Origin of the sequence: Sodalinema gerasimenkoae IPPAS B-353, from assembly GCF_009846485.1 — a bacterium.
Taxonomy (GTDB): domain Bacteria; phylum Cyanobacteriota; class Cyanobacteriia; order Cyanobacteriales; family Geitlerinemataceae; genus Sodalinema; species Sodalinema gerasimenkoae.
In genome coordinates this window covers 1,903,241-1,921,805 of sequence record NZ_ML776472.1, presented here as the reverse complement: position 1 = coordinate 1,921,805, position 18,565 = coordinate 1,903,241, and the positions used below count along the sequence as shown (strand labels likewise).

The 18,565-nt window shown below is 46.5% G+C and carries 21 protein-coding genes; 9 read left to right on the top strand and 12 right to left on the bottom strand.

Features of this window, described 5'->3' with window-relative positions:
* Window positions 1-66: 66 nt before the first annotated feature.
* Entirely contained in the window at window positions 67-666 is a 600-nt protein-coding gene (locus L855_RS08385) for a sigma-70 family RNA polymerase sigma factor (protein ID WP_159786700.1), read from the top strand.
* A gap of 2 nt (window positions 667-668) precedes the next feature.
* Window positions 669-1,454, top strand: a complete 786-nt coding sequence (locus tag L855_RS08380) for an anti-sigma factor (RefSeq protein WP_159786697.1) — start codon at window positions 669-671, stop codon at window positions 1,452-1,454.
* Window positions 1,455-1,615: 161 nt separating this feature from the next.
* Here L855_RS08380 and glnA read toward each other — a convergent pair whose 3' ends face one another.
* Window positions 1,616-3,037, bottom strand: a complete 1,422-nt coding sequence (gene glnA / locus L855_RS08375; RefSeq protein ID WP_159786694.1) for a type I glutamate--ammonia ligase — start codon at window positions 3,035-3,037, stop codon at window positions 1,616-1,618.
* A gap of 390 nt (window positions 3,038-3,427) precedes the next feature.
* Between glnA and apcB the strand changes: the two genes are divergently transcribed.
* Window positions 3,428-3,934, top strand: a complete 507-nt coding sequence (gene apcB / locus L855_RS08370) for an allophycocyanin subunit beta (RefSeq protein WP_159786691.1) — start codon at window positions 3,428-3,430, stop codon at window positions 3,932-3,934.
* A gap of 180 nt (window positions 3,935-4,114) precedes the next feature.
* Here the strand turns inward: apcB and L855_RS08365 are convergent, their stop codons facing one another.
* The 6 genes from L855_RS08365 to L855_RS08340 form a co-directional block, all read right to left on the bottom strand.
* On the bottom strand, window positions 4,115-5,377 hold the full coding sequence (locus L855_RS08365; protein ID WP_159786688.1) for a SufS family cysteine desulfurase: 1,263 nt from the start codon (window positions 5,375-5,377) through the stop codon (window positions 4,115-4,117).
* A gap of 91 nt (window positions 5,378-5,468) precedes the next feature.
* On the bottom strand, window positions 5,469-6,806 hold the full coding sequence (gene sufD / locus L855_RS08360) for a Fe-S cluster assembly protein SufD (RefSeq protein ID WP_159786685.1): 1,338 nt from the start codon (window positions 6,804-6,806) through the stop codon (window positions 5,469-5,471).
* A gap of 11 nt (window positions 6,807-6,817) precedes the next feature.
* On the bottom strand, window positions 6,818-7,603 hold the full coding sequence (gene sufC / locus L855_RS08355; RefSeq protein WP_159786682.1) for a Fe-S cluster assembly ATPase SufC: 786 nt from the start codon (window positions 7,601-7,603) through the stop codon (window positions 6,818-6,820).
* A gap of 88 nt (window positions 7,604-7,691) precedes the next feature.
* Complete coding sequence (locus L855_RS08350; RefSeq protein ID WP_159786679.1) at window positions 7,692-7,970, bottom strand: hypothetical protein; 279 nt, start codon at window positions 7,968-7,970, stop codon at window positions 7,692-7,694.
* A gap of 197 nt (window positions 7,971-8,167) precedes the next feature.
* Entirely contained in the window at window positions 8,168-9,607 is a 1,440-nt protein-coding gene (sufB, locus tag L855_RS08345) for a Fe-S cluster assembly protein SufB (protein ID WP_159786676.1), read from the bottom strand.
* Window positions 9,608-9,686: 79 nt separating this feature from the next.
* Window positions 9,687-10,049 (bottom strand): ferredoxin-thioredoxin reductase catalytic domain-containing protein, encoded by a 363-nt coding sequence (locus tag L855_RS08340; RefSeq protein ID WP_159786673.1) that lies wholly within the window; start codon window positions 10,047-10,049, stop codon window positions 9,687-9,689.
* Window positions 10,050-10,222: 173 nt separating this feature from the next.
* On the opposite strand from L855_RS08340, the gene sufR reads away from it, so the two are divergent.
* The 5 genes from sufR to L855_RS08315 all read left to right on the top strand — a co-directional run bounded on the left by sufR (window position 10,223) and on the right by L855_RS08315 (window position 13,410).
* Window positions 10,223-10,879, top strand: coding sequence for an iron-sulfur cluster biosynthesis transcriptional regulator SufR (sufR, locus tag L855_RS08335; protein ID WP_159786670.1), 657 nt, complete (start codon window positions 10,223-10,225; stop codon window positions 10,877-10,879).
* A 58-nt stretch (window positions 10,880-10,937) separates the two neighbouring features.
* Window positions 10,938-11,330, top strand: a complete 393-nt coding sequence (locus L855_RS08330; protein ID WP_159786666.1) for a hypothetical protein — start codon at window positions 10,938-10,940, stop codon at window positions 11,328-11,330.
* 222 nt (window positions 11,331-11,552) lie between these two features.
* Window positions 11,553-12,464 carry a Sll0314/Alr1548 family TPR repeat-containing protein gene (locus L855_RS08325; RefSeq protein ID WP_159786663.1) on the top strand — a complete coding sequence of 304 codons (912 nt, stop codon included), beginning with the start codon at window positions 11,553-11,555 and terminating at the stop codon, window positions 12,462-12,464.
* Between the two features lie 43 nt (window positions 12,465-12,507).
* Complete coding sequence (locus tag L855_RS08320) at window positions 12,508-12,957, top strand: DUF3531 family protein (RefSeq protein ID WP_159786660.1); 450 nt, start codon at window positions 12,508-12,510, stop codon at window positions 12,955-12,957.
* Window positions 12,958-12,972: 15 nt separating this feature from the next.
* A complete protein-coding gene (locus L855_RS08315) occupies window positions 12,973-13,410 on the top strand; it encodes an NUDIX hydrolase (protein WP_159786657.1) in 438 nt (145 codons plus the stop codon).
* 28 nt (window positions 13,411-13,438) lie between these two features.
* On the opposite strand, the gene L855_RS08310 is transcribed toward L855_RS08315, so the two are convergent.
* Together L855_RS08310 and L855_RS08305 are read right to left on the bottom strand one after the other, a co-directional pair.
* Window positions 13,439-13,795, bottom strand: coding sequence for a hypothetical protein (locus tag L855_RS08310; RefSeq protein WP_159786654.1), 357 nt, complete (start codon window positions 13,793-13,795; stop codon window positions 13,439-13,441).
* A 363-nt stretch (window positions 13,796-14,158) separates the two neighbouring features.
* Entirely contained in the window at window positions 14,159-14,386 is a 228-nt protein-coding gene (locus L855_RS08305; protein ID WP_246199480.1) for a DUF4915 domain-containing protein, read from the bottom strand.
* Here L855_RS08305 and L855_RS21745 point away from each other — a divergent pair.
* Complete coding sequence (locus L855_RS21745; protein WP_246198764.1) at window positions 14,321-14,473, top strand: hypothetical protein; 153 nt, start codon at window positions 14,321-14,323, stop codon at window positions 14,471-14,473. The genes L855_RS08305 and L855_RS21745 overlap by 66 nt on opposite strands.
* 39 nt (window positions 14,474-14,512) lie before the next feature.
* Here L855_RS21745 and L855_RS08300 read toward each other — a convergent pair whose 3' ends face one another.
* From L855_RS08300 to L855_RS08290, 3 genes are read right to left on the bottom strand one after another with little or no spacing between them, the layout of a single operon-like run.
* Complete coding sequence (locus L855_RS08300; protein ID WP_159786651.1) at window positions 14,513-16,102, bottom strand: DUF262 domain-containing protein; 1,590 nt, start codon at window positions 16,100-16,102, stop codon at window positions 14,513-14,515.
* Complete coding sequence (locus tag L855_RS08295; protein WP_159786648.1) at window positions 16,099-17,157, bottom strand: hypothetical protein; 1,059 nt, start codon at window positions 17,155-17,157, stop codon at window positions 16,099-16,101. The genes L855_RS08300 and L855_RS08295 overlap by 4 nt, the downstream gene beginning before the upstream one ends.
* Complete coding sequence (locus L855_RS08290; protein WP_159786645.1) at window positions 17,154-18,383, bottom strand: DUF3696 domain-containing protein; 1,230 nt, start codon at window positions 18,381-18,383, stop codon at window positions 17,154-17,156. The genes L855_RS08295 and L855_RS08290 overlap by 4 nt, the downstream gene beginning before the upstream one ends.
* Between the last annotated feature and the right edge of the window lie 182 nt (window positions 18,384-18,565).

The window sequence follows — 18,565 nt, the reverse complement described above, 5'->3', positions numbered from 1 at the left end:
GGAGTTTTCCCTAGATTTGCTTTATCATGGCTAACAGCCCAAGCTGGTGTGCATTGTGGGTTACCTATGTCTCCTGAACAATTGAGTGAATCTGAGCCGAGTCGCTCCGAACCCAGTGATGCTGAGTTGATTACTGCCCTGCGGTCTGGGGCGGTTGACGCATTGGGGGTTTTGTATGCCCGACATTCTGGGTTGGTCTATGGGGTCGCCCTGAAACTGTTAAAGGACACTCACGAGGCAGAAGATCTAACCCAAGCCATCTTCCTCTCTTTAATCCAGAAAGACCATTATGACCCCAAACGCGGATCACTACGAACATTTTTAGCCATCCTAACTCGTTCCCGCGCCATTGATCGACTGCGCAAACGAACCAGAAGCCAGAAGCACCTACGTCAGCAAATCTCCGAGCAGTCCGAAAAACTCACCTCGACAGAGACGGGTCTTGATACAATTTCTGAGATGGAACAGTCTGAAGATGTCAGAAATGCTCTCTCTCAACTTTCCTCGACGGAACAAGAGGTGTTAAAGATGGCCTACTATGACGGACTAAGCCAATCGAAGATTGCCCAGGAGTTAGAGTTGTCCTTAGGAACTGTCAAATCCCGCTCTCGTCGAGGGTTAATGAAGCTTCGTCAGATTTTGTCGCATGTTGTGGAGAGAGTATAGCTATGGTTTCTCCGCTACCGCCAGATTTACCGTCGGATTGTGAGCAATTATTGATTTCAGGCTATATTTTAGGGGATTTAAGCACAGCTGAAGCAGCCTTATTTGAAGAGCTGTTAGCTCAAAATCCTCAACTTCAGGAACAGGTCGATCAAATGCAAAAGACCTTGGAGGTTGTCTATACTCCAGCCGAGGTGACTCCCCCTGAAAATCTAAGAACTAAGGTGTTAGCGGCCGGGGCGGAGGCACTGTCTCATACGTCTCCTACCGCTTCAACGACGTCGGTTAAGCCTCGTTGGAATTGGGATAAACTCGTAGCATTTCTCGCAATTCTAGGTTTGATTGGATTCGGGGTCATCAACTATCGGCTTTATCGTGCCTTGCAATTCGCTCGTATGGAGACTCCCCTCCCTATTGAGATCCCCATTCTTGAACCAGTCGTGTACTCATTACAAGGCACAGAAGGGGCAGATACTGCTAGGGCAAGGTTAATTGTCGATCCGAATCGTCTAGAGGCTGAATTCACCGTTGAGAATTTAGCACCTTTACCTGAAGATCAAGTGTATGTATTGTGGACTGTGGTTGGGGAAGATGCTCCCTTCACTACGGACGATAAGGGAGCTATTCTCACTCAAACCTTTCAGGTTACAGAAGAGGGGGAGTTTTCCAGCAATATTGTAGTTCCTGAAGCCCATCGACACTCGGGAGTTGTGGAGTTAGTGGCCATTACAATTGAAAATCGGGATTCTCCCCAAGCGCATGTGGGCACTATTATCGCATTAAGCCAGTAGTCTCGTTGCCTTTCATCATCCCCTTTTAGGGGTAGGCGAATTTACAGAAGCACTCGTGATGCTAAAAAACCCCCCACTTACACTGAAGTGAGGGGAATTCCGTCTGGTTGTGAAGAGAGTTAGGACGAAACCATCCCAACACCTAGCTTAGGCATCCCAACTTAGGCATCGTAGTAGAGCATATACTCGAAGGGATGGGGACGAAGGCGGATGGGGTTGACTTCGTTATCGAGCTTGTAGGTGATGTAGTTATCGATAAAGTCTTCGGTAAAGACGCCACCTTTGGTCAAGAACTCACTGTCATGAGCTAACGCACTCAACGCACCTTCCAAGGAACCTGGAGTCGAGGGAATCTTACTCAGTTCTTCAGGGCTGAGTTCGTAGATGTCCACATCGAGGGCTTCGCCAGGCTCAATTTTGTTCTGAATCCCATCGAGGCCAGCCATTAGCATCGCGGCAAACCCGAGATAGGGGTTAGAACTCGCATCCGGGCAACGGAACTCAAGCCGTTTGGCTTTGGGATTAGAACCGGTTAGGGGAATGCGGATGGATGCGGAGCGGTTACCCTGAGAGTAAGCCAAGTTCACAGGAGCCTCAAACCCAGGAACCAAACGCTTGTAGGAGTTTAGGGAGGGGTTGGTGAAGGCCAAGACGGCAGGTGCATGTTTCAGCAAGCCGCCAATGAAATATAAGGCTAAATCACTGAGGTCAGCGTAGTTATCACCGAAGAACAGCGGTTGTCCGTCTTTCCAGATGGACATGTGGGTGTGCATCCCGCTCCCGTTGTCGTTGAAAATGGGTTTGGGCATGAAGGTTGCAGATTTGCCATATTTGCGAGCAACGTTTTTGACCACGTACTTATAGGTCATCACGTTGTCAGCAGCACTAATCAAGTCAGTGAAGCGAATCCCTAGTTCACACTGTCCAGCGGTTCCCACTTCATGGTGGTGCTTTTCAATGGGAACCCCACAACGCCCCATGGTTAGGAGCATTTCCGTGCGAATGTCTTGCAGGGTATCCGACGGACCAACGGGGAAGTAACCACGCTTGTAGCCCGTTTTAAAGCCAAGGTTGCCTCCTTCTTCAGACCGTCCAGAGTTCCACATCCCCTCGGCGGAATTAACATGGTAGTAGCCTTCATGTTCGTTTTGGTCGTAGCGAACATCATCGAAGACAAAAAACTCTGGCTCAGGCCCACAGAAAACTGTGTCACCGATTCCGGTCGATTGCAGATACTGCAAGGCTCGATCAGCCAGGGAACGGGGATCACGCTCATACCACTCGCCGGTTCGGGGTTCCTTAATAGAACAGACCATGCTCAGTGTGGGCGTGTCCATGAAGGGGTCCAACCAGGCTGTGCTGGGGTCAGGAACCATGGACATATCCGAGGCGTTAATCGCTTTCCAGCCCCGGATACTTGAGCCGTCAAAGGCAATCCCTTCATCAAAGGACTCCTCTTCAATGAGGCTGCGGTGGAACGTGCAGTGCTGCCAGATTCCGAACAGATCAACAAACTTCAGGTCAATCAGTTCGATGTTCTCACCCTGAATCATGTTCAGGACGTCTTGTGGCGTTTCAGGCATGGGTTACTTCTCCCTATAATCGCGAAAATCGTTGGAGTTTGCCAGTAGTTGCTTTTCCGGACGGTACGTGGAAGACGCACGCAGGGGTGGGGCTAGGTGCTGACGAATACCTGATTCATCCTAGGGATTGCCGTGGCGATGATTTGTAATGGTTTATACAATTTTTTGCAAAAATCTCAGAAATCTCCCAGAGACGGCCCGATTCCCAGGCCGGGGGCCAACGATTTATGAAAGATTGTTGAGTTTTCTAAACACTGTGCCGTCAGGACGGAATAATACAATAGGAAGCCGAGTTCCGTGGCTCCCAGTGACCTCCCCCTTTAGCTCCAGGTTGGGAGCATGAGGTAAGCTATAGTCCATCGGTCAATATTTATAACGAAGAGGCATTTCATGCAAGACGCAATTACAACGCTAATTAAAAACTACGATTCCACGGGCCGCTATCTTGATGGTGTGGCGATCGATCGCCTGAAGTCCTATTTCGAAACGGGTACGGCTCGGGTTCAAGCCGCAGCCCTCATTAACGGTCAAGCGGCGGCGGTGGTTAAAGAAGCTGGCTCGACTCTGTTTAATGATCAGCCTGAACTCATCCGCCCGGGTGGTAGTGCCTACACGACTCGTCGCTATGCGGCTTGTTTGCGGGATATGGACTATTATCTACGCTATGCCACCTATTCTTGGGTTGCTGGAGATACGGATGTTCTCGATGAGCGGGTGTTGGCCGGTTTGAGAGAGACCTATAACTCCCTCAACGTGGCGATTGGCCCCACGGTCATCGGCATTGGGATTTTGAAAGAGATTGTCAAGGAGAAAGTCGCCGAAGCCGGTATTGAAACGAGCTTCATCGATGAGCCGTTTGATCACATGATTCGTGAACTAGGCGAGAAAGACATCTAACGCGCCTGACGAAAGGCTCTCCTCGTTCCTTGGCTTTTTCAAGGAGTATTCACCCGGCGGCTCCGCCTCCCGTCCCAGGCGGTAGAGTCGCCGAGTTCCTCTGTCTAAGGCTTCAGCCATAAGAAGGGGAGAGACGAGACCCCAGAACAGGGGGAGAGGGAGAGCATGGGCTAGCATCCCTTAATCCATAATGCTCTTAAAGAAGTTAATGGTATCCGTGAGACTAGCGATAAAGGTGTCAATCTCGGCGTGAGTGTTATAGAAATAGAGGCTGGCTCGGGCCGTTGAGGTTTGTTGCAGCAGTTTATGCAAGGGTTGGGTGCAGTGATGCCCAGTGCGAATGGCAACCCCAGACTCATCGAGGAGGGTCGAAAGGTCGTTAGCGTGGACAGCAGCAGATGTGAACGAGGCTAAGGCGGCCCGTCCACGGCCGTCGGCCTGGGGTTTGGGCCCGTAGAGGGTTAGGCCCGGGACTGTGGCCAGCTTTTCGTAGAGATAGCGGCAGAGTTCATGTTCATAGTCGGCGATCGCCTCCATACCAATCTCCGTCAGATAATCGATCGCCGCCCCCAGGGCGATCGCCTCGCCAATCGCCGGGGTTCCCGCCTCAAACTTATGGGGCAATTCGGCACAGGTGAAGGAGTCGAGTTCCACATCCGCAATCATCTCTCCACCCCCGAGGAACGGTGGCATCGACTCCAATAAGGCCAATTTGCCGTAGAGAAAGCCAATCCCTGTTGGCGCACACATTTTATGGCCCGAGGCCACCAGCCAGTCACAATCGATGTCTTGCACATCGATGGGCATATGGGGCACACTTTGACAGGCATCGATGAGAACCTTGGCCCCCTGCCGATGAGCCAGTTCAGTAATTTCCTTGACGGGGTTAATACAGCCGAGGGTATTGGAGACATGAACCACCGCCACCAGTTTCGTTTTCTCCGATAGGAGAGACTGATACTGCTCAACATCGAACTCCTGAGTCTCCGTCAAGCCAACAAACTTCAACACCGCCCCCGTCTTTTGGGCCACCATTTGCCAGGGAATTAGGTTGCTGTGGTGTTCCATCACCGACAGGAGAATCTCATCCCCCGCCTTCAGGTGATTCAAGCCCCAAGAATAGGCCACCAGGTTAATCGCTTCACTCGCATTGCGGGTGAAGACGATTTCATTGCGAGACTGGGCGTTAATGAAGGGGACGATTTTATCCCGAGTTCCCTCATAGTTGTCCGTGGCCCTGGCGCTGAGGGCATGAACACCACGATGGACATTGGAGTTATCCCGACTGTAGTAGTGAGATAAGGCATCAATGACCGCCTTGGGCTTTTGAGAGGTGGCAGCGTTATCCAGATACACCAGAGGCTTACCATTGACCTCCTGATGCAAAATCGGGAAGTCGGCGCGGGTGCGATCGGCTAGGGTTCGGGCAGTGGCGAGGGTCATAGGGAGGGAACAGGGAACAGGGAACAGGGAACAGCGTAGGGGCGTACCCTTGTGGTCGCCCTCTTCTCTACTAATAACTAATGGTGCGACACTAATAACTAATGGTGCGACAGGCGACACATTGGGCGATCGCCGTTTGCAGGGATACAACGGGAATCTTCTGCAAAATCTCAGCGGCGAAGGCATCAACCAAGAGATTTTGACTGGTGGTTTTGTCTAAACCGCGACTTTGCAGATAAAACACCTCGTCCGCTTCGAGTTGACTCACCGTCGCACCGTGACTGCATTTGACGTTATCGGCCACAATCTCTAACTGGGGTTTGGTGTTGACTCGGGCCTTGGGAGATAGCAACAGATTGCGGTTGAGTTGGTTGGCGTTGGTGAGTTGGGCCTTTTTCCTGACCACAATCCGACCATCAAACACCGCGTGACCCTTATCCCCAACGATACATTTGTGGAGTTGGTTCACCGTGCCGTTGGGATGGTCGTAAATCACCGTACTGTGAATATCCGAGGTTTGCGCCTTACCAATTAAGGTTAAACCGTTAAGGGTGGTTTCCGTGCCCGGACCGGTTTGATAGACATCCAGGTTTTGGCGAGACAGTTGTGACCCCAAATTCAGGGTGTGGCAGGCGTAACGGCTATCTCGGGCTTGAGTGACTGCTGTTTTGCCGATATGGAAGGCGGACCCATTATCCCGTTGTAGGCGCACATGAGTTAACTCGGCATTGTCCTCCAGCCAAATCTCCGTCACGGCATTATTGAAATAGGCCACCGCTTGGGAGTCGGGACAGCCTTCGACGGTAGAGACAAACTCCTCAACTAAGGTGAGATGACTATTGGCCTCAGCTACCACCAAACAGCGAGGTTGGGTGATCATAGCTTGGCCATCGGGAACGGAGACAAACAACAGTTGTAGGGGAACCTCAACGACGGTTCCACGACGTAGCCAAATGACGGCCATATCTTGGAAACTGGCCGTGTTGAGGGCGGTGAAGACTTCTTCCTGGCCCGGTTGTTGACCCAGGTAGTCAGCCAGTTTCGCTTTTTGGTCTGGGGGGAGGTTGGCAAGGTTCCCCGCATAGAGGCCGTCTGGTAAGCCTTGGGATTGAGAGAGGCTGTCGCTGTAGAGTCCGTTCACGAACACTAGACGACTTTCGGGGGCTTCGGGAAGTTGATTCAGCTCAATTTGACCGGCCTCTAGGCTAACGCTGGGGGCTGGGGCGAAGTCGACTTGAGTCAGTTCTGATAAGTCCGTGAAGCGCCAGGCTTCATCCCGTGTCGTGGGAATCGCCAGTTCATGGACGCGGGCCTGGTGGCGATCGCGAATTGGGTTGAGAATCTCGCCATCACTCACCACAGGCTGGCGTAGGTTCACCAACTGCGCTAGGGAGGTGACGTTGTTTTTGGTAATTGTGTTCACACTCATAACTAAATAACCTATACCCCTACCGCTGCAAATTCGGCGATCGCCCAATCATAGCCCTGTTCTTCGAGTTTCAGGGCTAAGTCTTTGTCCCCAGTGGTCAAAATGCGCCCGTCATACATGACATGGACAAAATCGGGAATAATGTAATCGAGCAACCGTTGATAGTGAGTAATCATCAGGGTGCAATTGTCCGGTTGCGCCAACTGATTCACACCACCCGCGACGGTTTTCAGGGCATCAATATCCAACCCAGAATCCGTCTCATCAAGAATTGCTAACGTCGGTTCAAGCAACGCCATCTGCAAAATCTCATTGCGTTTTTTCTCCCCACCGGAGAAGCCTTCATTGACGCTGCGAGTCAGGAACTCCGCCCGCATCTTCACAATATCCAGTTTTTCCTCGACCAAATCCTCAAAATCAAAAGTATCGAGTTCTTCCAAGCCTTGGGCTTTACGATGAGAGTTATAGGCCACCCGCAGGAAGTCCAAGTTACTGACCCCAGGAATCTCAATGGGGTATTGGAACGCCAAAAACACTCCAGCCGTTGCCCGTTCATCGGCTTCGAGTTCGAGGAGGTTTTGCCCCTTGTAAATCACGTCACCGCTGGTTACTTCGTAATCAGGGTGTCCGGCGAGGATTTTAGAAAAGGTACTCTTTCCTGAGCCATTGGGTCCCATGATGGCGTGAATTTCACCCGCCTTGATTTCCAAATTCAAGTCTTTAAGAATTGGGGTTCCCTCAACTGTGGCATTGAGGTTTTTAACTGAAAGAATAACGTCGCTGTTTTCAACAATCATGGTGCTTTAATTCAAACGTAATGCTTGGGGAGTGGTTGTGGTCAGTTTGGGGTATAGATTGGCTTGAAAAGGATATTAGCTGAGAGTTCTAGGGGCTTTCTTCATTCAAGCTATCTAGTTGAGTAAAAACGGCATCAATCACTTTTTGACACTCTTGAGCTTCTTCTTGCAAACTCTCGAAATATTCATGAAGGCTTCTGAGTTTTTTCTTGAGGATTCGCTTGCTCTTTTGCTTATGGCCACTTGACAAAGATTTGATTGCCTGAACCTCTTGTTGCACTTGGTCAAGTTGCAACTTCATAGAACCCAGTTTTAACTGTAAGTTCTCGTCGAGATACTCACCTTTAAAGTTTTCTAAATCTGCCAAAAATGCAAATTCTCCATCTGTATTTTTACAGAAACAAAGCCCAAAACACTCTGTGGACTCGGGCAACCACAAGGGATTGCCCCTACGTGGTTCCGCCACCCCAACGAATGACGGAATACTCTGTGGACTCGGGCAACCACAAGGGATTGCCCCTACGTGGTTCCGCCACCCCAACGAATGACGGAACCCCAAGCCAATTAACCCACAGCGCCTTCGAGCTTCAGACTCAGGAGTTTATCAGCTTCCGCCGCAAACTCCATCGGTAACTCATTGAAGACATCGCGGCAGAAGCCACTAATAATCATGGATACCGCATCTTCTTCCGAAATACCCCGTTGAGCGAAATAGAACAACTGGTCTTCGCCAATCTTGGAGGTCGAGGCTTCATGTTCCACCTTCGCCAGATTGTTCTGAACATCGATATAGGGGAAGGTGTTGGCCTCAGCGTTATCCCCAATCAACATCGAGTCACATTGAGAATAATTCCGAGACCCTTCGGCTTTCGGCCCCATCTTCACCAAGCCACGATAGCTGTTTTTGGACTTCCCAGAGGAAATCCCTTTCGAGATAATCGTGCTTTTGGTGTTCTTGCCAATATGCACCATCTTGGTTCCCGTATCGGCTTGCTGATAGTTATTCGTCAACGCCACGGAGTAGAACTCACCGACAGAGTTATCGCCGACGAGGACACAACTGGGATATTTCCAAGTAATGGCCGAACCGGTTTCCACCTGAGTCCAGGAGATTTTCGAGTTTTTACCCTTGCAGAGTCCCCGCTTGGTGACGAAGTTGTAAATGCCACCTTTGCCGTTTTCGTCCCCGGCGAACCAGTTTTGCACGGTGGAGTATTTAATCTCCGCATCATCCAGGGTTACCAGTTCCACTACAGCAGCGTGGAGTTGGTTGGTATCAAACATGGGGGCAGTACAGCCTTCGAGATAGGTGACGGATGCCCCTTCCTCGGCCACAATCAGAGTGCGCTCGAACTGTCCCGAATCGCCGTTGTTAATCCGGAAGTAGGTGGACAAGTCCATGGGACAGGTTACCCCTTTAGGAACAAAAACAAACGACCCATCCGTGAAAACAGCGGAGTTGAGGGCAGCGAAGTAATTATCGCCGACGGGAACCACACTCCCGATGTATTTTCTCACCAGTTCCGGATGTTCTTGCAGGGCCTCGGAGATGGAACAGAAGATAACTCCCGCTTCGCCGAGTTTTTCTTTGAAGGTGGTGGCGACGGAGACACTATCGAAAATCGCATCTACCGCCACGTTAGCCAGACGTTTCTGTTCCGAGAGGGGAATCCCCAGCTTCTCGAAGGTTTCGATGAGAGTCGGGTCCACGTCGTCGAGACTTTTCTTCTTCTCGTCTTTGACCTTGGGGGCGGAGTAGTAGACGATATTTTGATAGTCAATGGGAGGGTAACTGGCGTGTTGCCAGTTGGGTTCTTCCATCTTCAGCCATTGACGATAGGCCTTGAGTCGGAAGTCCAGCATAAACTCCGGCTCTTTCTTTTTGGCAGAAATAGCGCGGATGACATCTTCGCTGAGTCCGCGTGGGATGCTGTCGGTTTCAATGTCGGTGGTGAAACCGTATTTGTAGGGTTGGTTGACTAGAGTTTTAACGCTGGCACTCATGATTGGTTATCTCTGGTTGCGCGATAGGTGTGGGGAGAGGGGATGGCAGGGAGAAGAGGGAGACATCTATGCCTGGGGTCTAGACTTGGTTGGTTGTGGCGCGAATTTGTTCGTTGGTGATGGCTTGCTCCCGCCCGGCGAAGTCGTTATCCTCGGTGAGGAAGAGCATACAGTGGCACTCCTTACGCTCCCGCATGGGGACACAGGGGCAGTTCCAATAGGTGGCTTTGACTTCCGCTTCTTTGTCTTCGTAGTGACGACAGGGACATAGAGGTGCACCTAACTCATCCTTGTGCTTGGCTAGGCCCTCGATAACCACGGCGGTAATGCTTAAGTCCGAACAAAAGTAGGTGCCGGTGCGTTTGGCGTACTGTTCGGAGAAACGCCGCATGGCATCTAGGTTCTTTTCGGTCGCCTGCTGAGGATTGGTTGGTGCAGTCATAGGGCAGAGTCGGTAAACGTCTTTGTCTATAATGGAGGCTAAAGCAACTTGGCTGTTGTTTATATCCCTAATTGTAGGTTACTTTAGCAACAGGCAAGTTGTCAAAGTCTAAGACATAATTTATATCATACGCTGCCGATTGTACTGCCGTATTGGCTCTAGGGATAAGGAACATGAGGGCGACCACACAGAATCCATCAACAAAAGACGATATTCTCTATTATCTGCTCAAACAGGGTCAGGCCAAGGCGCAGATGCTATCTGAGGCCCTAAAGATTAGCCCCCAGGCCATCCGACGACATCTCAAGGATTTAGAGGGGGAGGGGTTGATTCAACATGGCTCGGTGCAGGTGGGGATGGGCCGTCCTCAACATGTCTATGAGCTGACGGAAGCTGGGCGCGATCGCTTCCCGCACCATTATGATGAGTTTGCGGTCTCCCTCTTGGATACGCTGGCGGAGACGGTGGGCCAAGAGGGGGTTGGCGAGGTGTTAGGGAAACAATGGCAACGCAAGGCCATCGCCTATCGCAATCAACTTGGGGAAGCACCCCTGGGGGAACGGGTTGCTAATTTGGTGGAGTTACGCCGCCAGGAAGGCTATATGGCGGAACTGGTGGAGTTGGAACCCAATGCTCAGGGAGGGCCCCGGTTTGTGGTGGCGGAGTACAATTGTGCCATTTCTAATGTGGCGGAGTCATTCCCCAGTGTCTGTGGCCATGAGTTGGATATGTTTGCTCGTGCCTTACCGGATTGTCAGGTGCAGCGAACCCATTGGATGATTGATGGGGAAAATCGCTGCGGTTATCTGATTGAGTCGGAGGCGTCTTAGGGGGGAGGGGCAAATTTGGGATAGCCTAAAATCAGATGTGCCTGTTTTTACGTCACTTATGACTACTCCCTCTCCGATGACGGTTGAGTTTTTACAACCGGATGAAGCGGCTAAGGTTGATGCTGCTCTTTTATCCTCCCAAGAAAAGTTCTTGACAAGATTGGCGATTTATGCACTAAGGTCGCTTCAGCAAATTTCTGAGACCACCCAGACTCCAGCCGACGAAATCACCCCGGAACAGGTGGCGGATTGGATTCAACAGGATGCCACGATTCAGGAACAGGTGGATGTGGATGCCAGTTTTGCCACCTTTTTTAGTAATTTGGTGGTGGCGTCTCAGAAACCTCTGGTGCAAATTTGCCAGGAGACGGAGCAACCTCTGGCAGAGATTACGGTGGAGCAAATTATTGACTGGTTTGAACGGGAGTCCAAACGCGGACTACAACCCTAACCTTTCAAGACTGAATTGATCGCGCGCAACGGTGAGTCAGCGGAACTCTGATTCTCCGGATCAGTCTGAGAGAGTAGTGAAGGCTTGATTCATCAGATGGGCGATCGCCTGTCTGATGTTTTTCTGTACAGGACGGTTGAGGGGGGGAAGCCAAGCCGGGCCAGGACTCAATCCCCTGAACTATACTAAACAATTAGAGTTGTGGGAGAATCCTCGATAACCATGAGTAAACAATTTAGCTGGCGATCGCGACTAGGGGGAAGCGTCAGTGTGGTGGCGATCGCCCTAGGAACTTGGCTTACCCCCGCCTGGGCTGGTGACCCCTTCCGCAGTGAAAACCCCCGAAATATCAGCGATACCACGGAACAGGCGTTTGAAGCCTTTTTCCGGATTGGGGACTATCCCCTGGCGGCTCAGCAGGTGGATTTGGCATTATCTGAAGCCAATGTGGACCCCATTCTCTACGCCATGCGGGCCTCATTAGTCTATCTCGAAGATCCCGATAACCTCCCGAGTGAATTCAAGGACTACGCCACCCTCACCCTGGAACGGGCCGAGGCCTTACTCAACGACGATCCCTTACGGGGGAATATCTATATCGCCGTCGGTCATTTCCTAGAGGGGGCCTATGCCTTGAAAAACGATGGCATTGTACGGGGTGTTCCCACGGCTCTGTCCAAGTTACAACAAGTCTTCCGCCATCTCGATCGCGCCGCGGCCATTGATGCTGAAGATCCCGAACTGAATATCATTAAAGGCTACATGGATCTGATGTTAGCCACCAACCTACCCTTTTCTAATCCAGAACGGCCCATTGAGCGGCTCCGCAACCATGCGGGCCCAGAATATCTGGCCAAACGAGGTTTAGCCGTGGGATTTCGGGATCTCAACCGCTTTGAGGAAGCCATGGAAGCGGTCGATCGCAGTTTGGAACTCACCCCCGAGAATCCTGAAATCATGTATCTGAAAGCTCAGATTTATGTCGATAGTGGCGATCGCGCCTCCAGTCTACCCTGGTTCGATCGCGCCCTGGCCATGCAGGAGCAACTCCCGGCTGAATTAGTCCGCCAAATTCAACGGGAACGGGATCAGGCCCAGCGACGGGTGGATGCAGAACAAGCCTCAAACCGGTAAGCTAGGTAGTTGACCTAAAGTTTCCCCCGAGTGCGATCGCCCTATGGACGTTCAGTTTCGCGAATATAACCCGTTTGATGTTTGGTTTTGGTTGGAGTTTGACAACAACCCCTCCCCGTCGGAACAGCAATATGTAGAACAAGTGTTTGAATCCTGGTTTTACCTCGGGAAACTGGGCGGCTTCAACGCGGAAAATCTGCAAGTGCAGGAAGAGGGGTTGGATATCAGTTATATGGACTACAACGCTCGTCACAACAGCGGCGCTATCCTGGCCCTAATGCACAACATGGGTGAGTTTGAGTATCAGGGAAACTGGGGACGGTGTTGGTTTGATTTAGGAACCAGTGATGCGATCGCCCTGGATGTGCTGATCAATGCCCTCTACCAACTCAGCCTGGATTTTGTCAACATTCCCCGTCTGATTATCGGTGGGGAAAATGAAGACTGGCCGATTCCGGGATCTCACACCGCCCAATTTGCCGACTACAACTGAGCTGAATCCTCCAATATGGGTAAGTATAATTCCATTCGCGTCATCGCTTTGGGACTCATTCGCGATGGCGATCGTCTCTTCCTCTCCGAAGGCTATGACCCCAAAAAGAAAAAAGAGTTTTATCGTTCCTTAGGGGGCGGTGTTGAGTTTCTAGAAACTAGCATAGATGCCTTGAAACGAGAGTTTCAAGAAGAAGTACAAGCAGACTTAACTAATATCAAATATCTCGATTGTATCGAAAATATTTTCGAGTATAAAGGCAAGAAAGGTCACGAAGTTATCCAACTGTATCGCTGTGACTTCGTTGATAAAACCTTTTACGAGCGAGAAACCGTCCCCTTTTTAGAAGGGAAACGGAAAAAGATCGCCCGTTGGGTAGAGATGGAGAAATTCCGTTCAGGGGAGTCAACCCTATATCCCGATGGCTTTTTACGCTATTGCGAAGCCGTTTAAAGCCATCCCAGCCTCGAAAACCGCACCCTTAAGAGGGGTCTATTTTCGAGTTAATAACCTCCATATTCGGGACATTAAGAATTTCCTCTCCCTGATGAAACACCCGCAAGGTGGCCGGTGCGCCGCCATCTTCAACGATGGGAGTAGCGATGGAATACAGATAATCACCCTGTTCCCAACCATAGCCACAAACACCTCGGCGACAACTCACGACTCCTCCCTCTAGGGCGAGACAGTTATTCTCAGCATCACAGCCATAATAGGTTAGATTACCCGTATTATTGACCCCATCCCAAGTTTCCATTTGTCCAACCATCACCCGCCAGGTTCCATCACCCAGGACATACCAATCCTTGCCGATGTTAATCACATCCGACAGAAGCATTTCTTGGCGAGTGCGCCAGGTGCATCTCAGTTAGCATAATGAGTAAATATACTCAATAAAAGTTCCCCTCGAAAGAGTCCCCGAATTATGATTATATGAGAAAAAAGTTAACTTCTAAGCCCAAAAATATGGGTGTATCTCAGTTACACAATGAGTATAAATGCTCAGGAAAGCGGGAAGCTAAAGTATCATGGAATTAAGAAAAACACCAACCATAATCTAATGGATGCCCAAACCCACGCCGAGCTTAAAGCCCACGTCAAAGCCCTTGCCGAGATACTGCGCAGAGAAACCAATCCAGAAACCATCAAAACATTCAAGAGCATTGAATATGCTGTGTGAGACTTGGGCCGAGAAGACGTTCTACCTTTGACGGGGCAGATAGTAGGCATCATGTTTGCCAGGGGGATCAAGTTTGGCAGCAACGGCAGGAACGTTACGGAGTTGCCAGATTTGCAATGTTGAGCCAATGTCCATGTTTTCATGATCCGCTGCTAACCCCATGGCTTTGGGGAAAACGCAAAAATGCGTATTTACGCGATCACCATCAGCCTGGACAAAAATCACTTTCCCGGCTTGGTACGTGGAGATGACGAAGGAAATTCCCTGTTGATTAAGAATATCAGCGAAATTGGTCGTGTGAACGCTGTGGAGGGGAAAATTGGGGTCTTACCATAGGCATTAAAAGCACTTTTTTGAAAATATTTATTCTTTGTCCTACTCAAAATCAATTCCCAGTTTTCGAACAAATTCTTGTTCTTTACGCTTCAAATGCTCACCTCTTTTTTCAATAAAATCATCAATTCGTCCCTCCTGATATAGTTCTAGCATTTCTTCAGTTATGAAATGCTTTTTTAAAATTTTAATATCTGCTGATTTCATAAAGTTTTCCACTTTTTTGTTTTCTGGATTTTCTTCAAATTCAGAAGATAGTCTTAAGATAATATTGGACGGAGCTTTATCTCTTTTGGATGCAATGAAAATTTCTTTAATACTTTCTTTTTCTTGAACTTCATGACCATTTATGATTGATTGCAGATAAAAAAGTCTCAATGCTTTTGGCCGGACTCCTTGGTAGGTCAATTTATCAGGATATTTTGCTGTTGTGAAGTCATTTATTTTATAAATCCCATCATGATTTTCGCCTTTTGCAAAGTCACAAAATATTTGATAAGCGGTTCTTTGTTGACTCAATGAATACAGGGTAAAATAATTGGAGTAAGTTGTGATCCAGAACCAATTTTCTAAGCTGGCATATTGCTCACGTGTTGGGTTTGGATTGACTCGAAAGTACTCAGAAATAAAAATCAATTGAGCAGGATAGGGCAATAGTTGAGCGTCAATTACAAACAAGTTTTTGTATAAAAAATTAATTGCTTTACTAACACAAGTATAGACATCCTGCGAAAAAGATTTTAAGTCAAAATTGTTGTTTTTCAAATCTTCTATAGGAACATCAAAATAAATTTTATTGCTTGAAAAAACCATTCCATATCTGTTAGCAATACAATTCAGAATAACACTTCTTTTGATATTTTCGAAATTATAGATATTAATTTCAGTTAAAAATTCAGTAATTGAATCACTTAACAAAAATTCTGTGTCTGGATTATAGGTTAGTGCAGATAGCATGAAATCTTCAGAAATCTCTGTGCCTGTCGAGTTAATTCTCGAAAAAATCTCAACAGCACTTTTTATGTCTCCTCCCTTTATTAAAACATACGGAATTCTATAGCGCATCAAAATAGACTGAAGATTTCTCGCGTTTTCTATATATTCGTTTTTTTCTCGGTCTGGTATATTTTTTTCCTTGTCTAATTGTCTCAGTAAATCAAATAGTTGAGCATTATCATAAATTTTATACAAGGGAATTATTAAAAGGTCATTATCTTTCTTGGTTTTGACAGAGCTAAATGTATTACTCTCTAAATCAAAATAAATTACAAATTTTTTGGAATCACTTTCCGGATCTACTGAAAAATCTTCGGGGTTCATCAAAACACCAAAGAGTGTAGATATCCGCTGAAAACCATCCAAGACATAGTTCGCTTGACTAGCTTCTTGATCTTCTTGTCCAATTAAATAAGGACCAATAGTATCTTTTGTTTTGTATCCTTGTGTTTCCCAAAACAATAAACTACCGATAGGATATCCTTTAGAAATACTATCAAATAATTCTATCATTTGAGAAGGTTTCCAAATAAATTCTCTTTGAAAAACAGGTATTTTGTATTTTCCTTTGGCAACGTCATTTAGCAAATCACTAAGAAATGCAGTATCTGGTTTTACGTTGATTTGATTTTTCATACTATCCTCGCTATTTTTAGTAGTATTTGCTCGATTTCAGAAATCATCTCACCTGAAATTAAGTCCTGAATTTTGTGGTGTTTACATCTTTTTTCTAGCTCCTCATAAGAGAACTGTTCTACAAAAAAATCAGGAAACTGCTGCTTTATTTTACTTTTTCCGATTCCTACGTTATTTCTATCATATTCTAAATAGTCTAATTGTGATGGACTTATATTTTTCAATTGTTCCTTTTTTTGGTCATCTAGTGATGTTAAACAAGAAGATAAAACATCCAATGGGATATAGTTTTCAATTTTTCTTTTGTTAAGAATATGCCAGATCATTAAATCAGAGTCAGGGTCATATTCATAATCGCTCGATTGAATAGTATCAGCCGTAATTTCTTTCTGCTTAAAATACTTTAATAATGCAATAATATTACCGGGAGAATCTTCTCTATCGCTAGGTTTATCGCTGTCAAAGAGAGCCATTATTTTGTATTTATAAACATTTTCATATTTTTGATTGTCTTTAAGGCTATCTACTATTTTTGGAATTTCGCCAACTCCTCCAGAATGCTCAGGAATCAATAAATTATTTGTGAGAGATTGGTTAATTAACTGATAAACTGAGTTACGCTTAAGCCTTCCTGCATTAGCGTATTTTTCACAAATGCATTTAATAAACTTCCAATCAGTAATTTTATTTTCTAGCACAATTCGAGATTCATGCTTTATTATTTTATAAGCATCTTGTGGATTGATTTCACCCAATTCAGGATTTATTCCGATTGTCATAAAACTCAAGTAATCTTTTAGTAATCTTGTAATTGGTTTTGTATAATTTTGAATATAATCTTTTAAAAGTTCTCTTCTATGTTCTGATATATATTTTTGTGCAATAGGGTGCTTACTAAAAGTATAAGAGTTTTCCTCATTAAAAAAAATCAAACTAATACTTTGCGCATCGATCAAATGTTTGTCGTCAAGTAGTAAGACGAGAATATTAGCCAAGCACTCCTGAATGATACAGTCTTGCTCATCAAAAATAGTTAAACTAAACGATATAATCATTTTGCTTGTTCCTCTTTACGTCGAATAGCTTTCTGCATTTCTAAAATTTCTTTCATACTTTCATTAAAGACACCTTGAGGCCAATCATCTAGCACCCCTTGCTCATCTACTGTGATCTTACGTAATTCCTTACCTTTGAGTTCAGCATCTTCAATCCAGTAAATTACTAAATCATCGGATGTAAAACCAAAGTCATTTTCAACAACTAGTTTGCGAAGACGTAACAATACATTTTCTGAATGAGTTTCTATGATAAAGACTTGGTTATTCTTTTTTGCGGATTTAGCAAATAACTCGGCAATATCACCATGTGCTATGGGGTGTAAGTGAAGTTCTGGTTGTTCAACAACTATTAAGGAGTTTTCTTTATTATTAACATGAGCACGTACAACTAAAGGTAACACTTGATGCATACCTTGTCCAACATCTGTGATGTTGATATTTGTATTATTTTTGGATAATAAAATCTGAATCAAAGGCTTTTTGTGTGTGTCGTCAACTTGTAGCTCCCATCCATCAAAGGAGTCCCGATACCATCCACCTACTTCTTTATGCAGGCTAGTATCCTGTAGTTTACTAACTCCTAGCATAGGATAAGCATTTTTCCCTGTAACTCCTGTGTTTTGAAAATTAGTTTGTCCCGTTAAGTAAAAATACCGATCTGGTAATATTCTAAACGGACCGATATAATCAACATCTATATCCATTTTAGGCAGATTGATTTCTTTTAATAAATCTTTTTGAAATTTTTTTTCGACGATTTTTACCGGAATAAATCCCTTGAATTTACATTCATATAAGTTCTGAGTTTTTTGATCAATATAATTTTTTCCTTGGAGTTTAAGATCAATATCTACATCTGTCATTCCATTTTTATAACTCCAACTCAATATCTGCAAACCATATCTACTATCTGCTTTGAGCAAATTTATTTCCAATTCAATATTGTTCTCAAAAGACACTTTCAAATTCAAAGAAATTCCCGCAGGGTTGTTTCCAAAAAATAGGTTGTTAAAATCCTCGCCTAATTCAACTTCTTTATTTTTTAGCAACAACGGTTCATCGATCTCTCCCGAAAGAGAATTTTCAAGCAAGGTAAACAATTTACAAATAGAACTCTTCCCCGAACTATTCTTGCCAATCAACAGTGTAATTGGTTTTAGCTCGATTTTCTGCCTTTCTGAAAAGCTTTTGTAATTGGCGAACTCAATGTACTTAAGGTTCATTTTTTTAGAAATGTTATAATAGAGAATGAGGGCTTTAGCCTTGTTTAGTGCCAGCCAAGCTAACGAAAAATTAAAGGTTCACGCTCTTGTCTAGGAAATTGCCTTAATTATTCTCATAATGAGATGCACTATAAATCGTATGTGTTACATTGTCAAGCTTAGCGTAAGTATTCAGGTGGGGG